The following is a 23,146-nucleotide window of genomic DNA, read 5'->3' as shown; positions in this document are numbered from 1 at the left end:
CCCTTTCCTAATCTTCATTTTTTGGTGGCTGTGGCTTTGCGGAAGCTGGATTTTGTTGTCTTACCCTATTTGTTTGATTGGTTAGGCGGGGGCGGGTAAACATTTTCCATATAGGTGCCACAATCAACGTATCTTTTTGATCGGAAACATTAAATGGAGCTAATGGTGACATATAAGGCACACCAAATGAACGTAAACTGCATAAATGGAGAATCAGAGCTACGAAACCTATGGCAATACCGTATAAACCAAACGAAGCAGCTAGTGCCATAAATCCAAAGCGGAGTATCCTTGCAGATATCGCAAGGTTGTAAGTAGGCGAAACAAAACTTGATATAGCGGTTATGGAAACGACGATGACCATTGCGGCTGAAATAATGCCTGCTTCGACTGCTGCGGTACCAATTACGAACGCACCTACAATGGACATGGCTGAACCGATGGAGCGGGGCATCCTAACGCCTGCTTCCCTTAAAATTTCAAAAGTGATTTCCATTATGACGGCTTCAATAAATGCCGGAAATGGCACACCTTCTCGTTGTGCTGTCAGGCTAAGCAGCAACGCTGACGGTAGCATCGTTTGATGAAAGGTAGTGATTGCAATAAATAACGCGGGTGCAAGCAAAGCAATCACGTATGCAAAGAAGCGTAGCAGTCGAATCAGGCTCCCAATACCGGTATGCACATAGTAGTCTTCTGGAGATTGGAAAAATTGGACGAATAGTGCGGGAACAAGTAGTACAAAAGGAGTTCCATCCACTAAAATGGCTATGCGTCCTTCGAGAAGTGCTGCAGCGACTGTATCGGGACGTTCGGTATTAAAAACGGTAGGGAAAGGGGAGTACGTTGAATCTTCAATTAGCCCCTCGATATTACCGCTTTCCAAAATCCCATCAATATCAATTCGGTCCAAACGTAAACGGACTTCATCGACGATTTTGTCATCAGCAATGCCATGGATATACATAATCGCAACATTCGTTTTCGTCCGTGTCCCAATCACTTTTGACTCCATCCAAAGACTTGGATCTTTCAGTTTCCGACGAACCAATGCCGTATTGACACGCAGATTTTCAGAAAAACCTTCGCGCGGTCCTCTAACTACTGTCTGAGACGTTGGTTCCGTTACCCCACGCTCAACCCAGTGCTTATTTCCAATGACCAAACCTTCAGAATATCCATCAATTAACAAAATAGCATCCCCAGATAAAAGAGAAGTAAAAAGATCATCAAAATTGGTTAGATCTTTAATCTCTCCCACCGTCATAGCAAAATCTTTTAAAGCTGTTATGAGATTTTGTTCAGGCGTTAACTTCTTCTCTAACGGAGTCCCTTTTATATCTAACATCAACGATTCCATGATGAAATTTTGCAATGCCGGTGTATCGCTTAAGCCGTCAGTATAGAAAACCCCTGCTTTTACCGATCCACCTTTACCAATTCGAATTTCACGAATGACAATATCCGTGCTCGAACCAAGGCTATCTTTTACAAATTGTATATTGTCTTGAAGACTTGTCTTTAGATCATTAGGTGAAGTATTTTCTTTCGTTTGGCTAGGGGGAGTGGATTGTACTTTAGTATTCACTTTCTTTTTGAAAAAGCCCATACACTACCTCATTTACTGTTTGGTATTTTGCGTAGGAACGCATATATATTGATTTTTCATTACTGTTTTATTCATCATGTCCTTATTGTTGTTGTTTTATGCGGGTTGGGGTGGTGATTTTGTGGGAGGAGCGAGGAAATGAAAGGAGTATTTGACTATAAAAGCGTATAGATTAATGTAGAATAAAGTAAAAGAGTAGAGTTATTGGCAGAAGTAATTGGAAGTCTAGAAGATAACTAAAATTGTTTAATATAATATGAGCGCATAAAAATTTTAAACTTATCTTGCATTTTGCCGTCTGAACGGAGCTATCGTGCTAGAACTATCAGAGAAACAAACACTAGTATTTTTCACGATTTCTACTACATCTGGTAAAAATATTAGTTTTTATAATCCGAAAATGTATTGGAACAAGGCACCTTAAAGTACCAGCTATCGATCACCATATCGATGGCTGGTACTCTTTCTTTATTGAGTTGAATCGTGAAATACTAGGTTTTAACACCATTCAGACTGGTGCGAGAACCTGGTACCTCTACTATAGGAATGGTATACTGGCAAATGGATATTTATATAAACCCGATCACAAAGATGGTGAGGAGATAAATAGAATGACATACGCATTAGAAATTAAAGATCTAAAAAAAGTCTATGCTGGTGGTGTTGAAGCTTTGCGTGGCATCGATTTGAAAGTGGAGGAAGGGGATTTTTATGCTCTTTTAGGTCCTAACGGTGCCGGCAAATCTACAACTATCGGAATTGTGACGTCTCTCGTCAATAAGACATCAGGAAAAGTGAATGTCTTTGGCTATGATATGGATACGCAGTTAATGCAAGCCAAGCTGCAGATCGGTCTGGTTCCTCAAGAATTCAACTTCAGTCCGTTTGAAACGGTTCAGCAGATTGTAGTGAACCAGGCGGGCTATTACGGTGTGTCTAGGAAAGAGGCGCTAAAGCGTAGCGAAAAATACTTGAAGCAGTCTGATTTGTGGGAGAAACGAAATGTTCAAGCCCAGATGCTTTCTGGAGGGATGAAACGTCGACTGATGATCTCACGTGCTTTGATGCATGAACCGCGCTTACTTATTCTTGATGAGCCTACAGCTGGGGTAGATATTGAATTAAGACGAGAGATGTGGACGTTTCTTAAAGAATTGAATGAAAATGGCACGACGATTATTCTGACAACACATTACTTGGAAGAAGCGGAAATGTTGTGTCGTAATATCGGGATCATTCAAAAAGGGCAGCTGATTGAAGATACTAGTATGAAATCATTGCTCGCTAAGCTTCAGTATGAAACCATTATTTTAGATATCGAACCTTCAGGACAGACGCCAGTGATTAAAGGTTATACTAGTGAACTCATGGATGATGGGTCTCTTTCTGTAGAAGTAGCACGTGATCAAGGGATCAATGAAGTGTTTAACCAATTGACAGAACAAGGGATTAAAGTGTTATCTATGCGCAACAAGTCCAATCGATTAGAAGAGTTATTTTTAAAGCTTACAGAAGAAACTGCGTAGTGGAGGATGTACATGTTTAAATTATATTTAACCGCATTAAAAGGTTTATCGGTCAAAGAAACGAACCGCTATTTAAGAATCTGGATCCAAACATTGGTCCCGCCAGTCATCACAACTTCTTTGTACTTTATCATTTTCGGGAATTTGATTGGTAAACGGATTGGCGAAATGGACGGATTCTCTTACATGGAATTTATTGTCCCAGGATTGATCATGATGTCCGTCATCACCAGTTCCTACTCAAATGTTTCGTCATCATTTTTCTCGCAAAAGTTTCAAAAGAACATTGAAGAACTATTAGTTGCCCCTGTACCGACTCATATTATTATTTGGGGCTTTGTCATTGGAGGAATAGGTAGAAGTGTTCTCGTAGGGATACTGGTCACGATCATCTCTCTGTTTTTCGTTCCGTTGCAAGTGCACTCGTGGAGCATGGTCATCTTGACGTTTTTGATGACGGCTATTTTGTTCTCGTTGGCCGGCCTGTTGAACGGTATTTTTGCCAAGTCATTTGACGATGTGTCTATTGTACCTACGTTTATTCTTCAGCCGTTGACTTACTTAGGTGGGGTGTTTTTTGCCATCTCGATGTTGCCTCCATTTTGGCAGGTGATTTCACAGTTCAACCCGATCGTTTACATGATTTCTGGATTCCGGTTCGGGATTCTCGGTGTGATCGATGTTCCCATTTTATTTTCCATTCTCATTTCGATTACGTTTATCGTAGTGCTTTACGTAATCAACTGGTATTTGATTGAAAAAGGTCGTGGACTGAGAAGTTAACAACTGTGACGTATTGTAACAGTTACTTGAGAAATTAACTTGAATGCCTAAACAATACACTAGACTCCTGATCAGCCCACTCCGTCATGTGAGCCAATCAGGAGTCTGTTTTAATTTAACCTTGCATAGCTTCTTGAGCAGCCGCTTCAAGTGTAATAAATCCTTCAAATTCGCTATACTCAAAAGATTCTATTTACCTATATATACCAACCCTATTATACAAAAAAATAATAATAATCTTTGAAACTATATTGGAAATTTAGCGTCTGTACGTTGACTTATGATTACAGAACAGAAAGGAAGGAACACAATGAAAAAGATCTGGATAGCATTTAGTACGGTAGCTCTCGCTCTGAGCTTGCCATTAACAAGTATGGCCACTAGTAACCAGAAGTTCACAGATGTGCCTGAAACAAAGCACTTTGCGGAGGCCGTTAATGAATTGGCAGAACGTCATATTATTACGGGGTATGCGGACGGCCTGTTCAAACCAGGCAATCCCATCACTCGCGGGCAAGCTGCAGCGATCATCGTGAAGCTGCTGAAAGAAAACCCGGATTATTATGTACAGGATCCAGGATTTAAGGATGTTTCAAAAGCAAATGGCTATTACAATTCCATCGCGAAGCTTGCAGAACTAGAAATCATGTCAGGCTATGCGAACGGCAATTTCGGTCCGAATGATCCTGTCACACGTGGGCAACTGGCTTCTATTCTTGTTAAAGCATATGATTTGCCGCGTTTTGATTTCATTTCTAAGGAAAATCCTTTCCGTGATGTGAAATCGACTAATTCACACGGTGCCAATGTGTTGATTCTGTATAAACTCGGCATCACTTCAGGCGTGACACCCGAGAGGTTCGGCATCAATGAATTCGTGACAAGAGGGCAAGCTTCTAAACTGATGCTGACAACGGAGCGCGTGTATCCTGATACGTATTCTATAAAAACGCAAGGCGATAAGTCTGGAATGATGATGCGATTTTCGGAAATCATGGCGGATGAGGATACGGATGAATTCATTCCGAACTCTGAAATCTACCATGCAGCGATCATTAAAGGCAGACAAACACCTGCTGGCTATACAGGCGACCGCTTGCAGTTGACGCCGCTTAAAGAGGGCAGAGGAACACTTCAAGTCGGTGGTAATTATGGCATGGAAGCGCAAAACATTAAACGGTATTACGATAAATATTATGTCGATGTGAAAAAGGTGAACGGTCGATTGAAGATCGAGCTTCAACATCCGAGCGAAATCTTAAAGACTCGTGCACGGCTGAAAATGGCAGCGGGTGAAAAGGTCGAAAGTATTCATTTCGCGCAAACCGATGGAGTGGTGATATCCGACAATATGGCTTTTGAAGGATATATCGATTCACCGGATGTGTTCATTCGCGTCAATAGACACGGCAACTATATCGCGACAGTCCGTTTAACTAACGGAAAAGAAGTGCGTTATGCGGTGGATGTGAAAGCGCCGACTAAGCATAAGCTGTACTATGAAATCGAGATAACAAAAATGAAAAACAGCAAGTGAGTTAAGAGCGCTAGGTTTCGACACTATTTAGAATAGTGTTGGGGCTTGGTGCTCTTTTTTAAAGCTACTAAAATGAAGTATAAGAGATAGTTGGAATTGATTAATAAAAAAGTTTGTATAAATAATCTGAAACTTTTCTCACAAGATGCCGTCTGTACGTTGCTAACTTGCAACATATTTGAACAGATGTCGTAAGAATACATAATTTTATGAGTAATGGAGGAGAATGAAATGTTTAAGAAAAGATTTTACGTAGGAAGTGCTTTAGCAGTTTTATTATTGGCTGGATGCGGAACTGATGAGGTGAAGGAAGAGAAGAACGACACGGCACAAGAAGTTGAAGAAACTCAAGCTGATGGAAAAGGCAAAGTGTTAGCAGCAGAAGATTTCGATAAAATGTACACCAATCCAAAGAAGTACAAAAACTACGAAGTCAGCTATATAGGCAGAGTGATGAATACGCCCGAAAAAGATGACGACGGCGTATACTTGCAAGTATACGCAAATCCAGAGAAATATGAACAAAATACTATCGTATTCTATCCTGACGCATCCCTTTCAGTATCTGATGAAGACTACCTAAAAATCACAGGCATAATAAAAGATGAATTTAAGGGGGAAAACATGATGGGTGCAGAACTCACTATGCCGATGATTGAAGCAACAGAATTAGAAATCATAGGTTATACAGATGCTATGGCCCCTACATTACAGACAATAGAAGTTAACGAAATGAAAGAACAACACGGCTATGAAATGAAGGTAGAGAAAGTAGAACTATCAGAGAAACAAACACGAGTATTTATCACAATTACTAATACATCTAGTGAAAAAGTCAGCTTTTATAGTTTCAACTCTAAGCTAGTCGCGGATGGAAAACAACTTGAAAACGAAAGTGATTACGAATCGGATCTAGAGGAGCCTCAAAGCGAAATCCTACCAGGAACAAATACGTCCGGTGTAGTAATATATCCACCTTTAAGCGAGGATATAACAGAGTTCCAAATCTATGCAGAAGGCTCTAGTGATAATTACGAAAATACTATTGAGCCGTTTAGGTTTGATGTGAGTGTTCAGCAATAATTAAAATATGCATTATTGAAAAAGTGTTTCTATGTATTAAACTATCATGAATGTTTAAGGGTTCTAGTTGTCGCTCACATAGCTGCACAGGTCATTCTAAATAGGGAGATGAGGAAAATGAAAAAGAACGTAGCTACACTATTATTACTCATGCTAGTTCTTATAGCGGGCTGTTCATCAAATGAAGTGAAGAATAGCAATCAAGAGCAAAGTGAAAAAGCGGACGAAGTGGAAAAATCAGAAGATACGAATGGAGCAGTGGCGGTAGACAAAGGTTTGCTAGATGTGGAAATAACCATACCGGGATCCTTCTTTCCAGACGAGGATCTAAATGAAGTAGCAGCAAACGCAAAAGAAAGTGGCATGAAGAGTGCGACCGTAAATTCAGATGACACAATTACGTATAAAATGTCGAAAGCAAAGCATAAAGAATTAATGACAGAGATGAAAAACAACCTGGTTGAATATACGGATGATTTAGTCAGCAATGATGAGTTTTCTTCTATTAAAGATATTACCTACGACAAGAATTTCAAAGAATTTTCAATGGTTGTTGATCAAGAAGTATTCGAGAACAGTTTCGACGGATTCGCTGTTCTAGGTCTAGGTATGGCGGGTATGTTCTATCAATTGTTTGATGGAGTACATGCCGACAAGCTGGATGTGACAATACATTCAGTGAATGAAGCTACTGGGGAAAGAATTGGGACGGTGAACTACCCGAAGGACATGGAGGATTTGGGGGAGAATGAGGATTAAAAACTTTGTAAAGAACTTGTGCGGAAAGTGATCTTGAAAATTTCATAAGGTACCTGTGAACGAAACTTTCATGAATGTTTAAGCATTCACGTTAGTGTCTCTCGCAGGTACCTTTTAAAATACTCGCATTTGTCTAAAGCACAGATATGTTTATCTATGAAAGTTCCTCTAGAAGGTAAGAAAGCAGATGATTTGTCAGAACCCATTCATGTATACTGACAGTAAGGATCAACCTATAGGGAGGAATATACATGAAAAAGAAAATACTCGCTTATCGACGTCTTGAGCAACCGGTTTATGATCGACTAGCGAAAGACTATAACGTTCGACTGTTCATAGATCCAGAAAACGACTCTGATTTTCCTGAATTCTTGCGTGAGGCGGAAGGCGTGATCGGAATTGGTTTCCCTGGGAATGCAGCGACACTCGATAAAGCGCCGAATCTGAAAATTATCAGCAACGTATCTGTCGGTTACAACAATCTCGAACTGGGCGATCTGACAAAACGCGGTGTGATGGGGACCCATACGCCTGGCGTGCTCGACGATACTGTGGCTGACATGGCGATGGGGCTGATGCTTGCAACAGCGCGGAGGATGCCTGAGCTTGATGGTTATGTTAAACGAGGTTTGTGGAAAGGGCTTCTGCCGAATGAATGGTACGGTGTGGACGTCCATCACAAAACTCTCGGTATCATCGGTATGGGGCGTATTGGTAGTGCAATCGCCAAACGCGCGCGGTTCGGCTTCGATATGGACATCCTGTATCATACGAGATCAAGGAAGACGGAAGCGGAGGAACGGTTTGATGCATCTTACCGGGACCTTGACAGTTTGCTGAAAGAATCTGATTACGTCTGTCTCGTAATCCCGTTGACCGAAGAAACGCGGGGCATGATCGGCAGCGAACAGTTTCGTCTAATGAAGTCGTCCGCTATATTCCTCAATATTTCGCGTGGCGGCACTATCATTGAAGAAGATCTAATCCACGCACTACAACAAAATGAAATCGCCGCAGCTGGCCTCGATGTGTTCGCACAAGAACCTGTCGACCCCGAGAATCCGCTGTTGCAGATGAAGAACGTCGTCACTTTGCCGCATATTGGCTCCTCAACCCATGAAACAGAAGTCGCGATGGCGCATCTTGCTGCTGATAATCTTATAGCAGGACTTGAAGGCAAGAAACCAGCGAACTTGTTGAATCCCGATGTTCTCGGACGATAGAATAGAAAAAAGCACCTGGGCAGGAAACATTTATTGTAGTTTCTTAACCAGGCGCTTTTTAATATGCCGATATTTTCATTGTGTATCTATTTTTTATTTGCACCACAGCTATGACAGTTATAGGATTTTGATTTGTTCAAAGAATTACAATGCTTACAAACCCAATCCCTTTTTACATTCTTTTTAATAGAAAAACCATCTAATAAATAATAAATAATCGAATTTAATAAAGATAACATTGAGAAAAATTCCGTCATATCTAAATGCCCACGGTTTCACTTATGTTCTATTTATGATTAGAACATCATTAAAGTAAATAGCATAGCTTTGCTAGTTACTTGTGTAAAGAAACTACCATAAAAATCTAACATGATAGTTTCAATATTCTTGTTTACTAATAACAGAATGAATATTTTAAACTCAGGAATTTCTTAGGATAGAATATTTCCAAAAAGAAGGAACCACATGACAACATTAGATTTCCTGGAAAATAAATTCTCCAACCTGAAAGTAGGAATTCGCTCTTTTACTCATGGAATCCAAGCAGCCGATTCGAACTCCGAGTGAACGAAGGTTCTTAGCATTTACGAAAATCGATTGAGAGGTCTACTGAAAAGCTATCGATTTATTCGAAGCGCTACATGCTCTTGAAAATAATCTTTATCTTAAATTCAAAGTAGCATGACGTAGCACCTAATACCATTCCCTAAATTTCAATTATTTTGATGGAAATATACTTTATAAAAGAAATCCCTTCTACGACCTAAATCAGTCGCAGGAGGGTTTTTGCTGATAAATGTAATTCACCGTCGCTTTATAAACAGTTGGAGATGCATGGGGTCTTAAATTCGAGATACTAGGTCCCAATGCTTGTTAGCTAGATTAGGGGTAGGATCGCTATCTTGGAGTAAGTGTGGATAAAGAATAGGGATTTCCGTGAATTTCCATTGAAATGAATACGTGTCGTTAACTATATAGAAGATTTAGATAACTATTTATATCTCTTAGTGTATACTTTAAATATATTTAAACTAAGGCGGTCAAACCATCGATACATCAACACATATAGAAGGAGGAGCTATATTGTTAAATTTCACAGTCGGCCCTGTCACACTTGATAAAGAAATACTGGAGATAGGGTCCAATCAAATTCCTTACTTTAGGAATGAAGAATTCTCTGCCATGACATTAGAAAGTGAAGAGCTGTTAAAACAAAGTATAAACTCTCCTTCAGATTCTAGAGTAGTTTTTTTAACTGCTTCTGGTACAGCTGCAATGGAAGCAACCGTTTTAAATTTGTTTGATCAAGAAGATAAGTTGCTTGTTGTAAATGGAGGAGTTTTTGGTTCTAGGTTCACGGAGATTTGCCAAATCCACAGTCTACATTATAAAGAGATTAAATTAAACTTCTTTGAAGATTTAACTAATGATGATGTAATTCCTTACGAAAAAAAAGGTTTTACCGGACTTCTCATTAATATACATGAAACTTCTACAGGTGTACTCTATGATATAAACTTGGTTAAGGAGTTTTGTAAAAAAAATCATTTACTCCTAGTGGTAGACGCAATTAGTTCATATTTAGCCGATCCTTTTGACATGGAAGGAAGTAATGCTAATGCAGTTATTATAAGCTCCCAGAAGGCATTAGGTCTTCCGCCCGGTATGTCCTATGTTGTTCTCGACAAAAAAGCACAAGATCGTGTAAGCGAAATTTCCTTTAAAAGCGTTTACTTTAACTTCAACAAATACTTGTTTGACGGTGAAAGAGGGCAGACCCCCTATACTCCAGCCGTAGGTAATTTAATCCAATTGAATAATAAATTGAAGTATATTGAGAAGGAAAGTGTTTCAAAAATTATTAAAGAAACTAGAGAACTAGCAGTGCATTTTAGAAATGAAATTATCAAGTTGCCTTTTAAAATTCCTACTAAGAGCCCTTCAAATGCATTAACAGCTTTAACTCCACTTACATCAATAAGCCCTGAATCAGTTGTTCAATCGCTTAAGATGAATAGTGATATCTATGTAATGCCTAACGGAGGAGAATTAAGTCGTAAAATATTTAGAGTCGGACATCTCGGTGCTATTACTATCGAAAATAACCAATATCTACTTGATGAAATAAAGAAAAATCTAAAAACCATTTCGTAAAGGGAGGGTTATATTTGAAAGCTATATTATTGGCTGGCGGAAGAGGGACAAGAATTAGCGAATTTATTGGAGACGTACCTAAATGTTCACTTGATATAGGAGGGAGGTCATTAATTCGCCATACTGTAGAATTATTCCAAAGAAATAATATTGAAGTAATCATTGTCGTTGGGTATAAAGCGGATATCATCAAGGATCTTTTATGCGATCTTGATGTTAAATATTATTTCAACCCATTTTATAGTGTTACAAATAGTCTAGCCTCTCTATGGTTTTCGAGAAACGAATTGAATGATGAAGATATTATCATAGCGAATGCAGATGTATACTTTGAGCAGAATATGTTGGACAAACTACTAAGCTCTGAGCATGAACAAACTTTACTGATGGATTCGAATAGTGAACTAGATTATCTTTTCTATTGTAATGGTAATCAGCTAATTGGGCATGGTAAAGAATTAAAAGAATATAGTGGTGAATATGTAGGCATAGCAAAAATCAAGAAAGTATTTTTGGGAAAGTTCGTAGAGAGACTTGAGGAACTAATAAAACAGCAAAATCACTATTTTTGGTGGGAAAACGTTTTATATTCTTTTATAAATGAGATACCTATAAATGTTATAGACGTTAGCGGTATGTTTTGGTCAGAAATAGACGTTATAGAAGACTATAAAAGAATCCTTGATTTTCGGAGAAAGACTGATTTTGGGTACCAGGTCCCGACACGGTTATGAATTGTGTCGAGACCTGGTACGCTTTTATTAAAATTCAGAGGAATTTAGTCAACAGCACAGGAATATATCTTTTTCTTACATATCTTACTAGGAAAGAATAATATGTGGAGTGTGGTTGATGGCTAGATATATGGATCCGGGAGATTTCAATCAACAGTATAGACCTGGTATGAGAATATGGGTATCACTTCCTAACGGTACTTTTTCGGGTACACTTATCAGAACATTTGGGAATTCTGCCGAGATACAATTGGATTCTGGTTCTATGATTACAGTAGATGTCAATCAGATTAGTGTTGCTGGGACCGGCGCGCCCCCAATGCAACAAGGTCAAGGCTGGCCCGGTTCAAGCCTTCCATTTCGGCACGGCGGTCAAGATCGGCCATAATGTAGGCCGCTGATGTTCTAGGTATTTCAAATTGGAAAAAGCCAATGATACTATTTGTGTCGTTGGTTTTCTAAATCCATTATATTCATGAAGTAAGGTTCCTTTACAAGAAACTATCTTAAAAATTTTACACGGAGATTAATTCCATCAGAACCCTATTCTCTAGAAAGAAGGAACCACATGACACCAACAAATTTCCTGGAAAATAACTTCCCAAATTTAAAACTCGAATCTCCACTATTTTACTCATGGAAACCAAGCATACGATTCGAACTCGGCGTGAACGAAAGTTCTCTCAGCATTCACGAAAATCCTGTATATCTACCAGGAGTCTACCGACGAGCTATCGACTTATTCGAAGCGCTGCATGCTCCGGAAGATGAGCTATATCTCGTAGTAGATGTTTACGACTTTGGAGAAGGTTCTACCTTGCAGCGGAAGTTAAATGTCTTTGCTAAGTATGTGAAACACCAGTCAATATTGTACCGATTACAACACGAGACGTTTCTAGAAGAGAATGAAGACGAGAGCTATCGTATACATCGATTCAGCTTGAGATGTCATCGTTCGGATTTCCACTATGCGGCACTTTTGAAAGCGATTTGCAATCAGGATATGGGGAAAAGTCCGAGCATTCACTATCCAATCTACTTTTTGAACGAAACGAAAGGTACCATCTACTATGTCTACGACGACAGGGGCTGTGATCTACTTGGAGTGGATACAGAAACAATACGTTGGATATATAACGAGTTCAATGAATGGATCTTAGATTATGATCGAGTAGAAATCAATAAGACGTTTAGTTAATTAAAATTGGGATACATTCAATTGACTAATGAAAGCGACACAATAATCTTATACCCGAAAAAACGATCACGTACAATGTGATCGTTTTTTTAGTTGACTTAAAGAATAAACTGTTATATGGTTATATACATAACTATAACACCATTCAACAGCATAGCATAACATAATATGAGAAGAGGTGAATAGAGCGGTGAGTAAAACTTTGGATGATAAAAAGCTCATATATCTTCAAATTAAAGAAATGATTGAAGACCAAATTATGAATAATCAACTGCAAGCGCATGATCAAATTCCATCCACAAACCAGCTTGTTCAGTTTTATAAAATTAATCACATTACAGTTTCAAAAGGAATTAACCTCCTAGTTGAAGAAGAGATTGTTTATAAAAAAAGAGGTGTAGGCATGTTTGTGATGGAAGGGGCAAAAGAGAAATTGATCGTCAAACGAAGAGACGAATTCGCAGAGGAATTTGTATTGCCGATGTTAAAAGAAGCGAAGAAATTGATGTTAACCGACAATGATATTCTGAAATTAATGGAAAAGTTGAAAGGGAGTGTGTAGGATGACTAAAAAAGTAGAGGCGAAGAATGCAAATGTTTCTTATAAAGATTTTCAAGCATTGCATGATATCAACTTGGTGTTAGAAAACGAGAAGATTTATGGATTAATCGGACGTAATGGAGCAGGGAAAACTAGCTTGCTATCTTTGTTAGCCGGCTACCGAAAAGCGACAAGCGGTGAAGTTGAAATGGATGGAGAAACGATTTTTGAGAACGAGAAAGCGATGTCTCAAATTACATTTGTTTTTCAATCAGACTATAAAGATAACTATGACACCATTCACAAATACTTTGATCTAGCCGAGCGCTACCGTCCTACATTTGATCGAACATACGCCGAACAATTAGCTAAAGTATTTCAACTCCCACTAAACAAACCTCTAAAGACGTTGTCGGCAGGTATGCAGTCTGCTTTTCAAGTAACGATTGGGTTAGCGAATAGAACGCCTATCACGATTTTTGACGAAGCCTATCAAGGGATGGATGCCCCGACTCGTGAAATTTTTTACAATGAAATCTTAGAGGAACAATCACGATATCCTCGGACTTTCATTTTATCTACACACTTAATTTCTGAAATGGAGTACTTATTTGACGAAGTTCTAGTTGTTCATCAAGGTAAGTTAATACTTCAAGAGCAAGTGGATACGCTTCTAGAAAGAGGGTATTCGGTTACAGGTCCAACTCATGATGTACTAGAAGCTGTCTCGGGCCTTCACGTATTAAATGAAGAACAGCTAGGTGGCACAAAATCGGTCATGTTGTATGGTGAATTAACGAAAGAAAAAGAAGATGAAATAAAACGAAAAGAGCTAGATATAGGTACTATTTCACTTCATGATTTGTTTATTCATTTAACGAAGGAGGGCTTGTAAAATGAACGAAGTAGGAAAGAAAGTAGCTGCTGATCTCTACTTAATCCAAATGAAATGGGTAGCGTGGTATTTATCGATTGTGTATATAGCGTACTTTGCAATTGTTTGGTTTATCAATGAACCAGATATACGATCCATGTCGTTACTCACTTTTACATTTCAAACATCTACAATATTTATGCTTGTGTGTGGAATCCTTTCAAGCACCGTATTCTTACCTCTATATGTGAAGAATGGTGTTACTAGAAAGTCCTATTTCGAAGGTGTGTTGTTGTCCGCAATAGGCTTAGCTATTACGATCATCGGTCTGACAACCATTCTATCGTGGATCGTCCATGTATTGAACATACAGGTGTTCAGAGAAGTTGTATTATCATCACTTGGAGTAAATAGTTGGTTCATGACTAGTATTGCTTATTTCCTAGTCGTCATGATGTACTCTCTAGTCGGATGGCTAATCGGATTAGGATTTTATCGCTATGGGGGGATGGGCGGATTTGTAACGATTATGGCAAGTCTCGTAATTGTATCGTTAAATGATTTATTATGGTCATTCAATACTCCTAAACCTTTGATGGGATTGCTTACCTATCACATTCCAGTGCCTACTATTGCAGTTGCGATTATAGCGTCATTCGCTATAGCGGCGATAACAGCCATAGCCGTTTATAAAGTAGTGAAAGACACACCGATTAAAATAACATGATATAAAACTATTCGATCGTAGAATAGTTGAAATGAAAGACGAGGTTCATAAATGAAAATAGTTAGCCGACAAGTTCAAGAATTATCTATCGCATCTTTAGAGTCCACTTATATGAAGCTTTCGAATGCGTATGAAAGTATGACGAAAAAAGGTTCCAATACTACACTCGTACTAAAAAGACGTGATGCCCTACATGTGGGCTTGGAGAGCTTACGAGATGTTTGGTACGATGTAGACTTTTTCTATGATGAAGAAGCGATCTTACCATCTAAAGATATTCTACAAAGTATGATTCCCTCTATTGAAAAACAACTTGCAAAAGCAGGGGGTGGTAGTTCTCAAAAGACATTAAATACGCGTCGTTTAACTGCACTTAAACTGGCAATCGAATCATTGGAAGACCGTCTGATCTGAGTACCTGTATGCATCTTAATTGCTTGTAATACAGGTGCTTTTTCTACTATAATCAAAAATACGTATTCGGTATCATATAAAAGGAGACGGTAGAAATGGTTGATAAAAAAGTTGAAAAAGCAGCATTTGCGGGAGGCTGTTTCTGGTGTATGGTGAAACCGTTTAAAGAATGGCCAGGAGTGCAAGACATAGTGTCCGGCTACATGGGCGGGCATCTCGATAATCCAACATATGAAGATGTGAAAAAAGGTACATCCGGTCATGTGGAAGTCGTTGAAATCACGTTTGACCCTGTACTATTTCCTTATGAGAAGTTGCTTGAAGTATACTGGCAACAAATCGATCCAACTGATGCAGAAGGTCAATTTCAAGACCGTGGCCCATCCTACACAACTGCTATTTTCTATTACACAGAGGCACAACGGGAAGCTGCTGAAAAATCGAAAGACAACCTAGCTGCAAGCGGTATTTTCGCAAAACCGATCGTCACACCCATCCGCCCAGCCGAAACGTTTTATCCGGCAGAAGAGTACCATCAAGATTATTACATAAAAGAAGAAGAACATTATGAAGAAGATCGTGCGCGTTCAGGGCGCAATGAATTCATTGCTGAGCACTGGGGAGAGTAATACCATCGAGAAAATTTGCACTCACTCATTAAATGAATCTAAATAGCAACAATATGTAATTGAAGAAATGAGTTTTTATAGAGGGTCCCGACACAATGTAGAATCGTGTCGGGACCTGTTTTTTATAAATGGTTTAAAACTGCTTTTTCTGAAATAAATGATAGTAGATAGTGTATACTGGAATTAAGTAGAAGAATCGAAATAATTAATTAATTCTATGTGGTTCTTGAAAGTAAAATTAAAACTTGTCTGGAGGATGGTGAAAATGAATATCGATGAATTGAAACAACTAGTTACACCACTAGTTTATAACAGGACGACCACTATGCCTTATTTACGTCCTTTCACGCTACCACAAGGATTTCAAATTCCTGTTGATATCTTTTTAATAGGCATTAATCCAGCCACATTGATTTCACCTAAAGACATTTGTGTAAATTGTTATGTTAATTTACTATATAATGAAGAGAAATTTAATGAGTTTTATAGCAATCTTAGGTCTAATGACGGCAAGACTAGTATTTCACGTACTCGTTTGGGAACGAGTAGTTTGGTTGATTTGTTAGAAAAAGAAACAAAACAAAAAGTACTCCTCACAAATGTTATTACCTATCCTACTCCACGAGCTAAACATCTGGAATTATTACCTAAAAATGAAATAGATCGTGCTACACAGTTATTTTTGAAAGTCCTGTATGAACATGAGCCTAAAACCTTGATCACGTATGGACAGTCTACTATTCAAAACCTTGTAAGTGTACTAAATAATGCAGGGCTTTTGAGTACTGTCCCTCCGCTAAAGATTAAAGTCAGAGAAGTAGAAAAAAGCGGTATACCAGTTTTACGTTTTAAATATAAAAGTGGTAAAGAAGCCACTGTTTTCGCTTGTAGACATTTAATGTACTATGGAAAAAATGGAGATTCTTTTAAGGATTTTACGAAGACGGTCATTACACATATAAATGATCAGTGGAGAAAGGTAGAAGGCATATCGGAAAATAAAATCACGTTACGAATTGAAAGTAAAGACAGTGACTATTTATTAATAGTAGAAAATCAGTCAAATGAGGATATAATTAATTTCACTACGTATACAACAGGATTTATGAGTGAAGATGAACATGTATTCATAGTAGACTACAATACAAGTGTCGATATATTACAGAGTCAAGAGAGCATGATTGTAGAAGAATTGACTCCGTTAGATTTGGATTATATGACAAATTATAATGTAACAGGCGTGGTGAATGGTTATTGGATCAATCATCTATTTCAAAATGAAAAGTTGAGAAATACGGAGAGAAGTGAAACGGAATCGGGTGAAAAGGTTTGGTGCATACCATTTATAGAAAAAAACTCTATCCCGATAGGTGAACTGATTCAAGTAATGTTTAAAGATAAATATTATACGGAACCCCAAATTCTAGATTCGCACTATAGTCAAATGGTTACAAATCATCCCTTTACAAGACTTGCGCTTGATGAATTATATAGGTTGGCAGATTATTATTATATGGGTGAGGGAAATGATGATCAACGAAAGTGGGATATGGCTGAGTTATTACAACAAGAATATGATGTGAGATTCGAACAATCAGAAGGAAGCGACATTCTGTTGGCTTACTGTGTTGCGGGTTTAGAGTATTTCGGATTGACAGAAGATGAAATGGCAAAGTACTTTTTAACTTTTGATTGATAGGCTTTCATGATTGTTCATACATTAACGGTTGTATTTCAAAAAAAAATATCTCATTTAATTTGCCATTTACAAATTCGTCATCGGTATTAGTAATTAATACAATAAAATAGAGATGTGAAAAGTAGTTATATTTCCCACCACAATTCAACAGCGAGTCAAATACAAGAAACCCTCCCACGACCTAAATTAGTCGTGGGAGGGTTTTTGTTCATTAATATAATTCACAGTCGCTTCATAAACAGCTGGCGCAGCATGCCATCTAACTTGATCGAGTAGTTCACTGTGATCTTGGAACGGCAGAGTTTCTTCATCGCCATGATATTTACGATAGTAACGGTCTTCATTAATCGAGTATGTGCCATCATCCGTCAATTTAGCGATAAGTAATGCTTTGTTAAAAGAAGAATCTGGGCTGTGATGGATTTGCTGTTTCACATCGTCCAAATGTGCCCAGTCGACTACGTCAGGTGATAGGCTATAGCGAAGTTCCCAGTTGTTGTCTTTCAGTTGTTCAAATACCATCGTACCTTTTTCCGTCGTTTCGGTCCGCAACCGAAATGTGCCAGCGGGAGAAGTAACAGGTTCTCCATCTAATGGTACAGGGTGGTTGACGAGGTTGTTGCCGAAACCATTGTCGATCAGGTACAGTGTATTTTCGTATTCGAGTAAATTCACGACGTGAGTACTATCCATGACGAAACTGTTTCGTGGCGAGGGTGCCCAAACAGTGCCAGCAGCGAGTTGTACAGGAAAACCTAAATCTCTAAGTACGATATACAGCAGGCCATTAAGTTCATAGCACAGGCCGCCACGTCCTTGTTTCATCATTTTATCTTCCAAGTATTGCTCCGTAATAGGTTCTTCATTCGCAAGCAAAACATCCAAGTTTTCAAATTCGAATTGCTCGGCGAAGAGTTTCTGAATTTGGCTGATCTGCTCAAGTGGTGTGCCGGTAAGTGTTAAACGTTTTGAAATCCATTGCAGCATATTTTATCGATCCTTTCTTCAGTAGGAATAACACCATCATAGCAAATTTACTTGCGATGATAATAGTGTTGGGACTTGGCGCTATTTTCACTATCGAACAAATCTGCTTCTGACTATAAATATATGATCAATACAATGAAACTATTTGCGGATTTTTCTGTTTGTACGTTGATCTATTGTTACATAACAGAAAGGAAGTAATACGTTTTTTGGGGCTATATAAAAATCCAATTAAAGTACATTCACAAGAAACTTACCTAATGCGCTCAAATGTTTTTAATTAATCGTGTTGAGAACTTGAATATAAAAACTTGATGCACATCAAGGTGTAAGTCTGCTACTTGTTTCATACTAAAGCTAGGAGTTACGTAATACTAAAAATAGGTAAGGGAACAACTGATGCGATGGCTGAATCACTCATTATACATAAAATGAAAACGGTAAAATCATTCTAGGTAACCACTAATCTAAAAATTTAAAACCTATTAATAATTATTCTTATATAGTAAAAATGATCTAAAAATTAACAGAATAATCTTTTAATTAATACAATATTTCTGTAATCTATGTTATGTTTATACTATTATCAATAGTTACTTGCCTATAAGTAGTGTACAAGAAACTTATGATTTTTTAAAAGAGGTAAGTTGAATTGATTTTACAATAGTATTATGGTTCATCACTCATAGAGCAGACATCGTAGATTTGCTTTATGTATTTGCGTCAACCACTTATTAAGGGGGGATAAAATGAAGAATTCACCAAACGAACGAGTGAACAATGAGGAAGTAGTGGATGAAAGTTCATTCAGAAATGCTATGTATGCTTCTATACTGTTTGTTGGAGGCGGAATCGCTTTGTTTTGGGTACTATTATTTATTTTCTTTTCAGTACGACTATAAGGAGGTATTCAAATGAAAATGCATCGATATGAAAAAATCTGGCTTTTCTTAGCAGCTTCTATGTTGGTCATCGCAGTAGTTTATAGTGGAGTCCAGACTTTTGCATTAGGCCAAGGCCCGCCAAGCGGTGTAGGCATGATTGATCCAGAAAAAGTCGAAGAGACAGCACCGTTTGATAATCCCGGAATTTCAAAGATTGGCGATAACGAATACGAAGTCGTCATGATATTACGCGCCTTTTCGTTTGAGCCAAATATAATTGAAATACCTGCTGGCGCAACTGTTCATTTTAAAATGACTTCTATAGATGTCATGCATGGCTTCCAAGTAATTGGTACAAATTTAAACGCCATGATCATGCCAGGACATATTCAAGAAGCGAAACAAAAGTTTAAGAAACCTGGTGAATATTTAGCCATTTGTAATGAATATTGTGGCGTCGGACATCAATTGATGAGCATGAAAATCATAGTGAAATAGGAGGTGAATCAAATGGAAACAATTGAAAATAAAATCAGTACTATGTCAGGAAGTAATAGACTAGACTCTCGTCTTACGTTAATGTATTTCTCCATAGCTTTTATCACCTTGTTGGCAGGTGGACTGTTAGGTTTACTTCAAGGACTTAACCGTGCAGGATTACTTGAACTACCCACAAACTTTAATTACTATCAAGTCTTAACTGCACATGGTATTTTATTAGTTTTAGTGTTCTCTGTGTTGTTTGTAATTGCTTATTTTTACTCGATACTTTCTCACACGATGGACGGTTTATTTCCGATCGTTAGGAAGATGGGGTGGATTTCTCTCATCACTATGCTGGTAGGAGTAGTACTCGTCGTTACGCAAGTCGTAATGGGGAACGCATCCGTGATGTATACATTTTATCCGCCTATGAAAGCATCTCCTTGGTTCTATGTCGGCTTATTTATTGTAGTCGCAGGGATTTGGATTGCTGCGTTTGGTGGATTCACCCAAATCGCTAAGTGGAGAAAAAGAAATCGTGGCAAACATATACCGTTACTAGGATTCTTTGCGATGGGTGTATTTATTCTTCTATTCTTCGGAAGCCTTGGTGTAACAGCAGAAGTGTTAATGCTGATCCCATGGGCGTTTGGTTGGACGGAAACAATTAATGTTATGCTCAGTAGAACGTTATTTTGGAGCTTCGGACATACGTTTGTAAACATTTGGTACTTAACGGCAGTTTCATTATGGTATGTCGTCGTACCGAAAGTGATTGGTGGGCGCTTATTCAGTGATACATTAACGAGAGTAGTTGTCATCTTGTTAGTCGTATCGAATATTCCAGGCGGTTTTCATCATCAAATTGTTGACCCAGGAATGTCAGAAGGAATTAAACTTACACATGCGCTAATGAGCATGGTAATCGGCTTCCCGTCCTTAATGACCGCATTTGCGATGTTCTTCGTATTCGCTCGTGTCGGCAAGAAAAAAGGAGCAAAAGGAGTCTTCGGCTGGATTAAGAAAATGCCTTGGGGAGATGTTCGTTTCCTAGCCCCTATGATTGCGATGATCTTCTTCATTCCAGGTGGAGCTGGCGGAATAGCGCAAAACGCGAACCAATTGAATCAAGTCGTTCATAATTCGCTTTGGGTTGTAGGTCATTTCCATATAACCGTCGGAGTGACAGCGGTGTTGACTTTCTTCGGTGCAATGTATTGGTTAATACCTTATTTATCCAAACGGACACTGACGCCAGCAATGAATAAATTAGGCGTAATTCAAACACTCATTTGGACTATTGGAATGGTATTCATGGCCGGAGGAATGCATACGGTAGGTCTACTTGGTGCTCCAAGAAGAACTTCTTACACAACGTATGGCGATAGTGCAACGGCTGCAAGTTGGGATCCATACTTACTATTATTAGCTGTCGGTGGAACATTATTAACTATAGCCCTCGTGATGATTGTCTATATCGTCTTCAACTTAATGTTCTTCGCACCAAAAGGAAATACAGAATTTCCAATTGCCCAAGGTGAAGAAAACGCAAGTGAGACACCGAAGTGGACAGAACGATGGACTGTATGGATTATTATCATGCTGGTCATTGTCGCGTTCGGTTATGTGATCCCTCTAGTGGATATGATACAAAATGCACCACCCGGATCACCACCATTTGTCACTTGGTAAACATGTTATTTACTAAACGAGAACTATTTATATACCAAGCCCCTACATAATTGGGGGTTTGGTATTTTTTATTTGAAACTTTTTCTGAAATTCTCCGTCTGTACGGTGCATAAGTGATGAAAGTACACAGCACATATGACGGATAAAGGAGAGAAACAGATGAAGAAAAAACTTATAGCGGCGTTCATCGCATTACTACTCATAGTTCCAGCCATGCCGTTTCCAGCACATGCAGCAGAGTTTACAGATATGAATGGCCACTGGGCACAAAAAGAAATCAAGTATTTATATGACCGCAACATTATTGGAGGATACCCAGACGGTACATTCAAACCGAATGAACCGATCACACGAGCACAAGCATCCGCCATGCTGATCAAAGCTCTAAAGATTCCACTCGTGGAAAATCCAAACGTAGTGTTTAAAGACGTTTCAAAGAAGTCCCCTTATTATAAAATTCTCGCGACGGTAAATGAAAAAGGAATTCTCCGTGGAGACCATGGGTTAATGCGTCCAGGGGAAAATACATCACGTGCGCAGATGGCGGCCATTTTACGCCGTTCATTCAATATACCGTTTGACAGTCAACCGACTTTTGTTGATGTAGTTCCGGCGCACTGGGCGTATGCTGACATTAACGGTATTGCTAAACATCGCATTGCTGGCGGATCAGAAGGCAAATACATGCCATCTCAATCGGTGACGCGCGCACAGTTTTCGGCATTTCTGACACGAGCGCTTGACGATTCGATGAAACTCAGTCGTTACCATTCATATGTCAGCCAGAAAGGAAAAACAGTTGAGCAGAATGGCTTTTCATACAATATAAATAATGGATTGGTGAAAAAAGATTTAAAAACGGCTAAAAGTGAAATAATCTTGAGTAAGCAAAATTTCGAACCCGTCGACGGGGTTTGGGTTAGTTATATGGAAGATTGGTTTGATGTAATTGTCTATAATGATGAAGTATTCATTCCCTATTTACGTGCAATCGGCCAAGCTTCAGAATTACCGATGGAGTATGGTATCATACGGACGAAAACAGAGCGTTTTACGGGGCCGAAAGATTCTATGATTATGTCTTCCCTTTTCGGTGAGACGATGCGAAACGTATTTATTTGGAATGATCGCATCTATTATACAAATGAAGCAACGAAAAGAGACTATTACCGAACGCCTAACATCCCAAAAGATAGTAAGTTGACACTCAACTCTGTCGCAATGAATGGATCGGACAGAAAAAAAGAACACGATTTTGATGCAAGAATCCTATTTTACGAAGATCCGAAAGAAAAATCATTTATTCCAAATGAAAATCAAAACAATGCATCCGTGCTGTACGATCATTCCACGATGTATTATTTCAATAAAACAGGTATTTATAAGTACAGCTTGCTGGATAAGAAGACGAGTAAATTATCAAGTATTCAAGGGAAACATATGTCTGTATCTGACACACAGTTGATCGTAACAGGCCAAGATGGGAAGAAATATGTGTTTAAGAAGTGAGGGAGCATTTATGTAACGGCCATTAAGATGCAGATACTTTTATAAGACTATATAATAGAAAAGACCGCTAATCATTAGTTAAATTAGCGGTCTTTTTTACG

The 23,146-nt window shown here is 38.6% G+C and carries 22 protein-coding genes; 20 read left to right on the top strand and 2 right to left on the bottom strand.

The features are described 5' to 3' along the window. Positions 1-7: 7 nt before the first annotated feature. Positions 8-1,609 (bottom strand): spore germination protein, encoded by a 1,602-nt coding sequence (locus tag SporoP32a_RS01525; RefSeq protein WP_085426301.1) that lies wholly within the window; start codon positions 1,607-1,609, stop codon positions 8-10. Positions 1,610-2,220: 611 nt separating this feature from the next. On the opposite strand from SporoP32a_RS01525, the gene SporoP32a_RS01520 reads away from it, so the two are divergent. The 16 genes from SporoP32a_RS01520 (at position 2,221) to SporoP32a_RS01445 (ending at position 17,487) form a co-directional block, all read left to right on the top strand. Next, positions 2,221-3,135, top strand: a complete 915-nt coding sequence (locus tag SporoP32a_RS01520) for an ABC transporter ATP-binding protein (protein WP_085426300.1) — start codon at positions 2,221-2,223, stop codon at positions 3,133-3,135. A 12-nt stretch (positions 3,136-3,147) separates the two neighbouring features. Then, entirely contained in the window at positions 3,148-3,918 is a 771-nt protein-coding gene (locus tag SporoP32a_RS01515) for an ABC transporter permease (RefSeq protein ID WP_085426299.1), read from the top strand. 310 nt (positions 3,919-4,228) lie between these two features. After that, the gene (locus SporoP32a_RS01510) at positions 4,229-5,455 is read left to right on the top strand and encodes an S-layer homology domain-containing protein (protein ID WP_158232607.1); all 1,227 of its coding nucleotides are present in this window, start codon (positions 4,229-4,231) and stop codon (positions 5,453-5,455) included. 231 nt (positions 5,456-5,686) lie between these two features. Continuing rightward, a complete protein-coding gene (locus SporoP32a_RS01505) occupies positions 5,687-6,538 on the top strand; it encodes a DUF4352 domain-containing protein (RefSeq protein WP_085426297.1) in 852 nt (283 codons plus the stop codon). A 117-nt stretch (positions 6,539-6,655) separates the two neighbouring features. Beyond that, the gene (locus tag SporoP32a_RS01500) at positions 6,656-7,297 is read left to right on the top strand and encodes a hypothetical protein (protein ID WP_085426296.1); all 642 of its coding nucleotides are present in this window, start codon (positions 6,656-6,658) and stop codon (positions 7,295-7,297) included. 251 nt (positions 7,298-7,548) lie between these two features. Beyond that, entirely contained in the window at positions 7,549-8,520 is a 972-nt protein-coding gene (locus SporoP32a_RS01495; protein ID WP_085426295.1) for a 2-hydroxyacid dehydrogenase, read from the top strand. Positions 8,521-9,603: 1,083 nt separating this feature from the next. Next, positions 9,604-10,674 (top strand): pyridoxal-phosphate-dependent aminotransferase family protein, encoded by a 1,071-nt coding sequence (locus tag SporoP32a_RS01490; protein ID WP_085426294.1) that lies wholly within the window; start codon positions 9,604-9,606, stop codon positions 10,672-10,674. Positions 10,675-10,688: 14 nt separating this feature from the next. Beyond that, positions 10,689-11,408 (top strand): phosphocholine cytidylyltransferase family protein, encoded by a 720-nt coding sequence (locus SporoP32a_RS01485; RefSeq protein ID WP_085426293.1) that lies wholly within the window; start codon positions 10,689-10,691, stop codon positions 11,406-11,408. Between the two features lie 118 nt (positions 11,409-11,526). Continuing rightward, a complete protein-coding gene (locus SporoP32a_RS01480) occupies positions 11,527-11,796 on the top strand; it encodes a hypothetical protein (RefSeq protein WP_198166202.1) in 270 nt (89 codons plus the stop codon). Between the two features lie 180 nt (positions 11,797-11,976). Beyond that, entirely contained in the window at positions 11,977-12,606 is a 630-nt protein-coding gene (locus tag SporoP32a_RS01475; protein WP_085426292.1) for a DUF3885 domain-containing protein, read from the top strand. Positions 12,607-12,796: 190 nt separating this feature from the next. Continuing rightward, on the top strand, positions 12,797-13,168 hold the full coding sequence (locus SporoP32a_RS01470) for a GntR family transcriptional regulator (protein WP_085426291.1): 372 nt from the start codon (positions 12,797-12,799) through the stop codon (positions 13,166-13,168). Position 13,169: 1 nt separating this feature from the next. Then, complete coding sequence (locus SporoP32a_RS01465; RefSeq protein ID WP_085426290.1) at positions 13,170-14,042, top strand: ATP-binding cassette domain-containing protein; 873 nt, start codon at positions 13,170-13,172, stop codon at positions 14,040-14,042. Position 14,043: 1 nt separating this feature from the next. Further along, positions 14,044-14,748: a hypothetical protein gene (locus tag SporoP32a_RS01460; protein ID WP_085426289.1), complete on the top strand. Its 705-nt coding sequence runs from the start codon at positions 14,044-14,046 to the stop codon at positions 14,746-14,748. A gap of 51 nt (positions 14,749-14,799) precedes the next feature. Further along, entirely contained in the window at positions 14,800-15,162 is a 363-nt protein-coding gene (locus SporoP32a_RS01455) for a hypothetical protein (RefSeq protein WP_085426288.1), read from the top strand. 95 nt (positions 15,163-15,257) lie between these two features. After that, positions 15,258-15,791: a peptide-methionine (S)-S-oxide reductase MsrA gene (gene msrA / locus SporoP32a_RS01450; RefSeq protein ID WP_085426287.1), complete on the top strand. Its 534-nt coding sequence runs from the start codon at positions 15,258-15,260 to the stop codon at positions 15,789-15,791. A gap of 265 nt (positions 15,792-16,056) precedes the next feature. Then, complete coding sequence (locus tag SporoP32a_RS01445; protein ID WP_085426286.1) at positions 16,057-17,487, top strand: hypothetical protein; 1,431 nt, start codon at positions 16,057-16,059, stop codon at positions 17,485-17,487. A 189-nt stretch (positions 17,488-17,676) separates the two neighbouring features. On the opposite strand, the gene SporoP32a_RS01440 is transcribed toward SporoP32a_RS01445, so the two are convergent. Beyond that, positions 17,677-18,477, bottom strand: a complete 801-nt coding sequence (locus SporoP32a_RS01440) for an arylamine N-acetyltransferase family protein (protein WP_085426285.1) — start codon at positions 18,475-18,477, stop codon at positions 17,677-17,679. Between the two features lie 749 nt (positions 18,478-19,226). On the opposite strand from SporoP32a_RS01440, the gene SporoP32a_RS16655 reads away from it, so the two are divergent. The 4 genes from SporoP32a_RS16655 (at position 19,227) to SporoP32a_RS01425 (ending at position 23,045) form a co-directional block, all read left to right on the top strand. Then, the gene (locus SporoP32a_RS16655) at positions 19,227-19,379 is read left to right on the top strand and encodes a hypothetical protein (RefSeq protein WP_157129914.1); all 153 of its coding nucleotides are present in this window, start codon (positions 19,227-19,229) and stop codon (positions 19,377-19,379) included. Between the two features lie 12 nt (positions 19,380-19,391). Further along, on the top strand, positions 19,392-19,859 hold the full coding sequence (locus tag SporoP32a_RS01435) for a cytochrome c oxidase subunit II (RefSeq protein WP_085426284.1): 468 nt from the start codon (positions 19,392-19,394) through the stop codon (positions 19,857-19,859). A 12-nt stretch (positions 19,860-19,871) separates the two neighbouring features. Beyond that, positions 19,872-21,536 (top strand): cbb3-type cytochrome c oxidase subunit I, encoded by a 1,665-nt coding sequence (locus SporoP32a_RS01430; RefSeq protein ID WP_085426283.1) that lies wholly within the window; start codon positions 19,872-19,874, stop codon positions 21,534-21,536. Positions 21,537-21,695: 159 nt separating this feature from the next. Then, positions 21,696-23,045 (top strand): S-layer homology domain-containing protein, encoded by a 1,350-nt coding sequence (locus tag SporoP32a_RS01425; RefSeq protein WP_198166201.1) that lies wholly within the window; start codon positions 21,696-21,698, stop codon positions 23,043-23,045. The last annotated feature ends 101 nt before the right edge of the window (positions 23,046-23,146 follow it).

This window comes from Sporosarcina ureae (assembly GCF_002109325.1).
Lineage (GTDB): Bacteria > Bacillota > Bacilli > Bacillales_A > Planococcaceae > Sporosarcina > Sporosarcina ureae_C.
Note: the sequence above shows the minus strand (reverse complement) of the source record. Positions and strands in the feature narration are given on the sequence as shown.

Coding starts and splice junctions, on each gene's coding strand:
- SporoP32a_RS01525 (WP_085426301.1), bottom strand. CDS start 1,609: ATGGGCTTTTTCAAAAAGAAAGTGAATACTAAAGTACAATCCACTCCC.
- SporoP32a_RS01520 (WP_085426300.1), top strand. CDS start 2,221: ATGACATACGCATTAGAAATTAAAGATCTAAAAAAAGTCTATGCTGGT.
- SporoP32a_RS01515 (WP_085426299.1), top strand. CDS start 3,148: ATGTTTAAATTATATTTAACCGCATTAAAAGGTTTATCGGTCAAAGAA.
- SporoP32a_RS01510 (WP_158232607.1), top strand. CDS start 4,229: ATGAAAAAGATCTGGATAGCATTTAGTACGGTAGCTCTCGCTCTGAGC.
- SporoP32a_RS01505 (WP_085426297.1), top strand. CDS start 5,687: ATGTTTAAGAAAAGATTTTACGTAGGAAGTGCTTTAGCAGTTTTATTA.
- SporoP32a_RS01500 (WP_085426296.1), top strand. CDS start 6,656: ATGAAAAAGAACGTAGCTACACTATTATTACTCATGCTAGTTCTTATA.
- SporoP32a_RS01495 (WP_085426295.1), top strand. CDS start 7,549: ATGAAAAAGAAAATACTCGCTTATCGACGTCTTGAGCAACCGGTTTAT.
- SporoP32a_RS01480 (WP_198166202.1), top strand. CDS start 11,527: ATGGCTAGATATATGGATCCGGGAGATTTCAATCAACAGTATAGACCT.
- SporoP32a_RS01475 (WP_085426292.1), top strand. CDS start 11,977: ATGACACCAACAAATTTCCTGGAAAATAACTTCCCAAATTTAAAACTC.
- SporoP32a_RS01465 (WP_085426290.1), top strand. CDS start 13,170: ATGACTAAAAAAGTAGAGGCGAAGAATGCAAATGTTTCTTATAAAGAT.
- SporoP32a_RS01460 (WP_085426289.1), top strand. CDS start 14,044: ATGAACGAAGTAGGAAAGAAAGTAGCTGCTGATCTCTACTTAATCCAA.
- SporoP32a_RS01455 (WP_085426288.1), top strand. CDS start 14,800: ATGAAAATAGTTAGCCGACAAGTTCAAGAATTATCTATCGCATCTTTA.
- msrA (WP_085426287.1), top strand. CDS start 15,258: ATGGTTGATAAAAAAGTTGAAAAAGCAGCATTTGCGGGAGGCTGTTTC.
- SporoP32a_RS01445 (WP_085426286.1), top strand. CDS start 16,057: ATGAATATCGATGAATTGAAACAACTAGTTACACCACTAGTTTATAAC.
- SporoP32a_RS01440 (WP_085426285.1), bottom strand. CDS start 18,477: ATGCTGCAATGGATTTCAAAACGTTTAACACTTACCGGCACACCACTT.
- SporoP32a_RS16655 (WP_157129914.1), top strand. CDS start 19,227: ATGAAGAATTCACCAAACGAACGAGTGAACAATGAGGAAGTAGTGGAT.
- SporoP32a_RS01435 (WP_085426284.1), top strand. CDS start 19,392: ATGAAAATGCATCGATATGAAAAAATCTGGCTTTTCTTAGCAGCTTCT.
- SporoP32a_RS01430 (WP_085426283.1), top strand. CDS start 19,872: ATGGAAACAATTGAAAATAAAATCAGTACTATGTCAGGAAGTAATAGA.
- SporoP32a_RS01425 (WP_198166201.1), top strand. CDS start 21,696: ATGAAGAAAAAACTTATAGCGGCGTTCATCGCATTACTACTCATAGTT.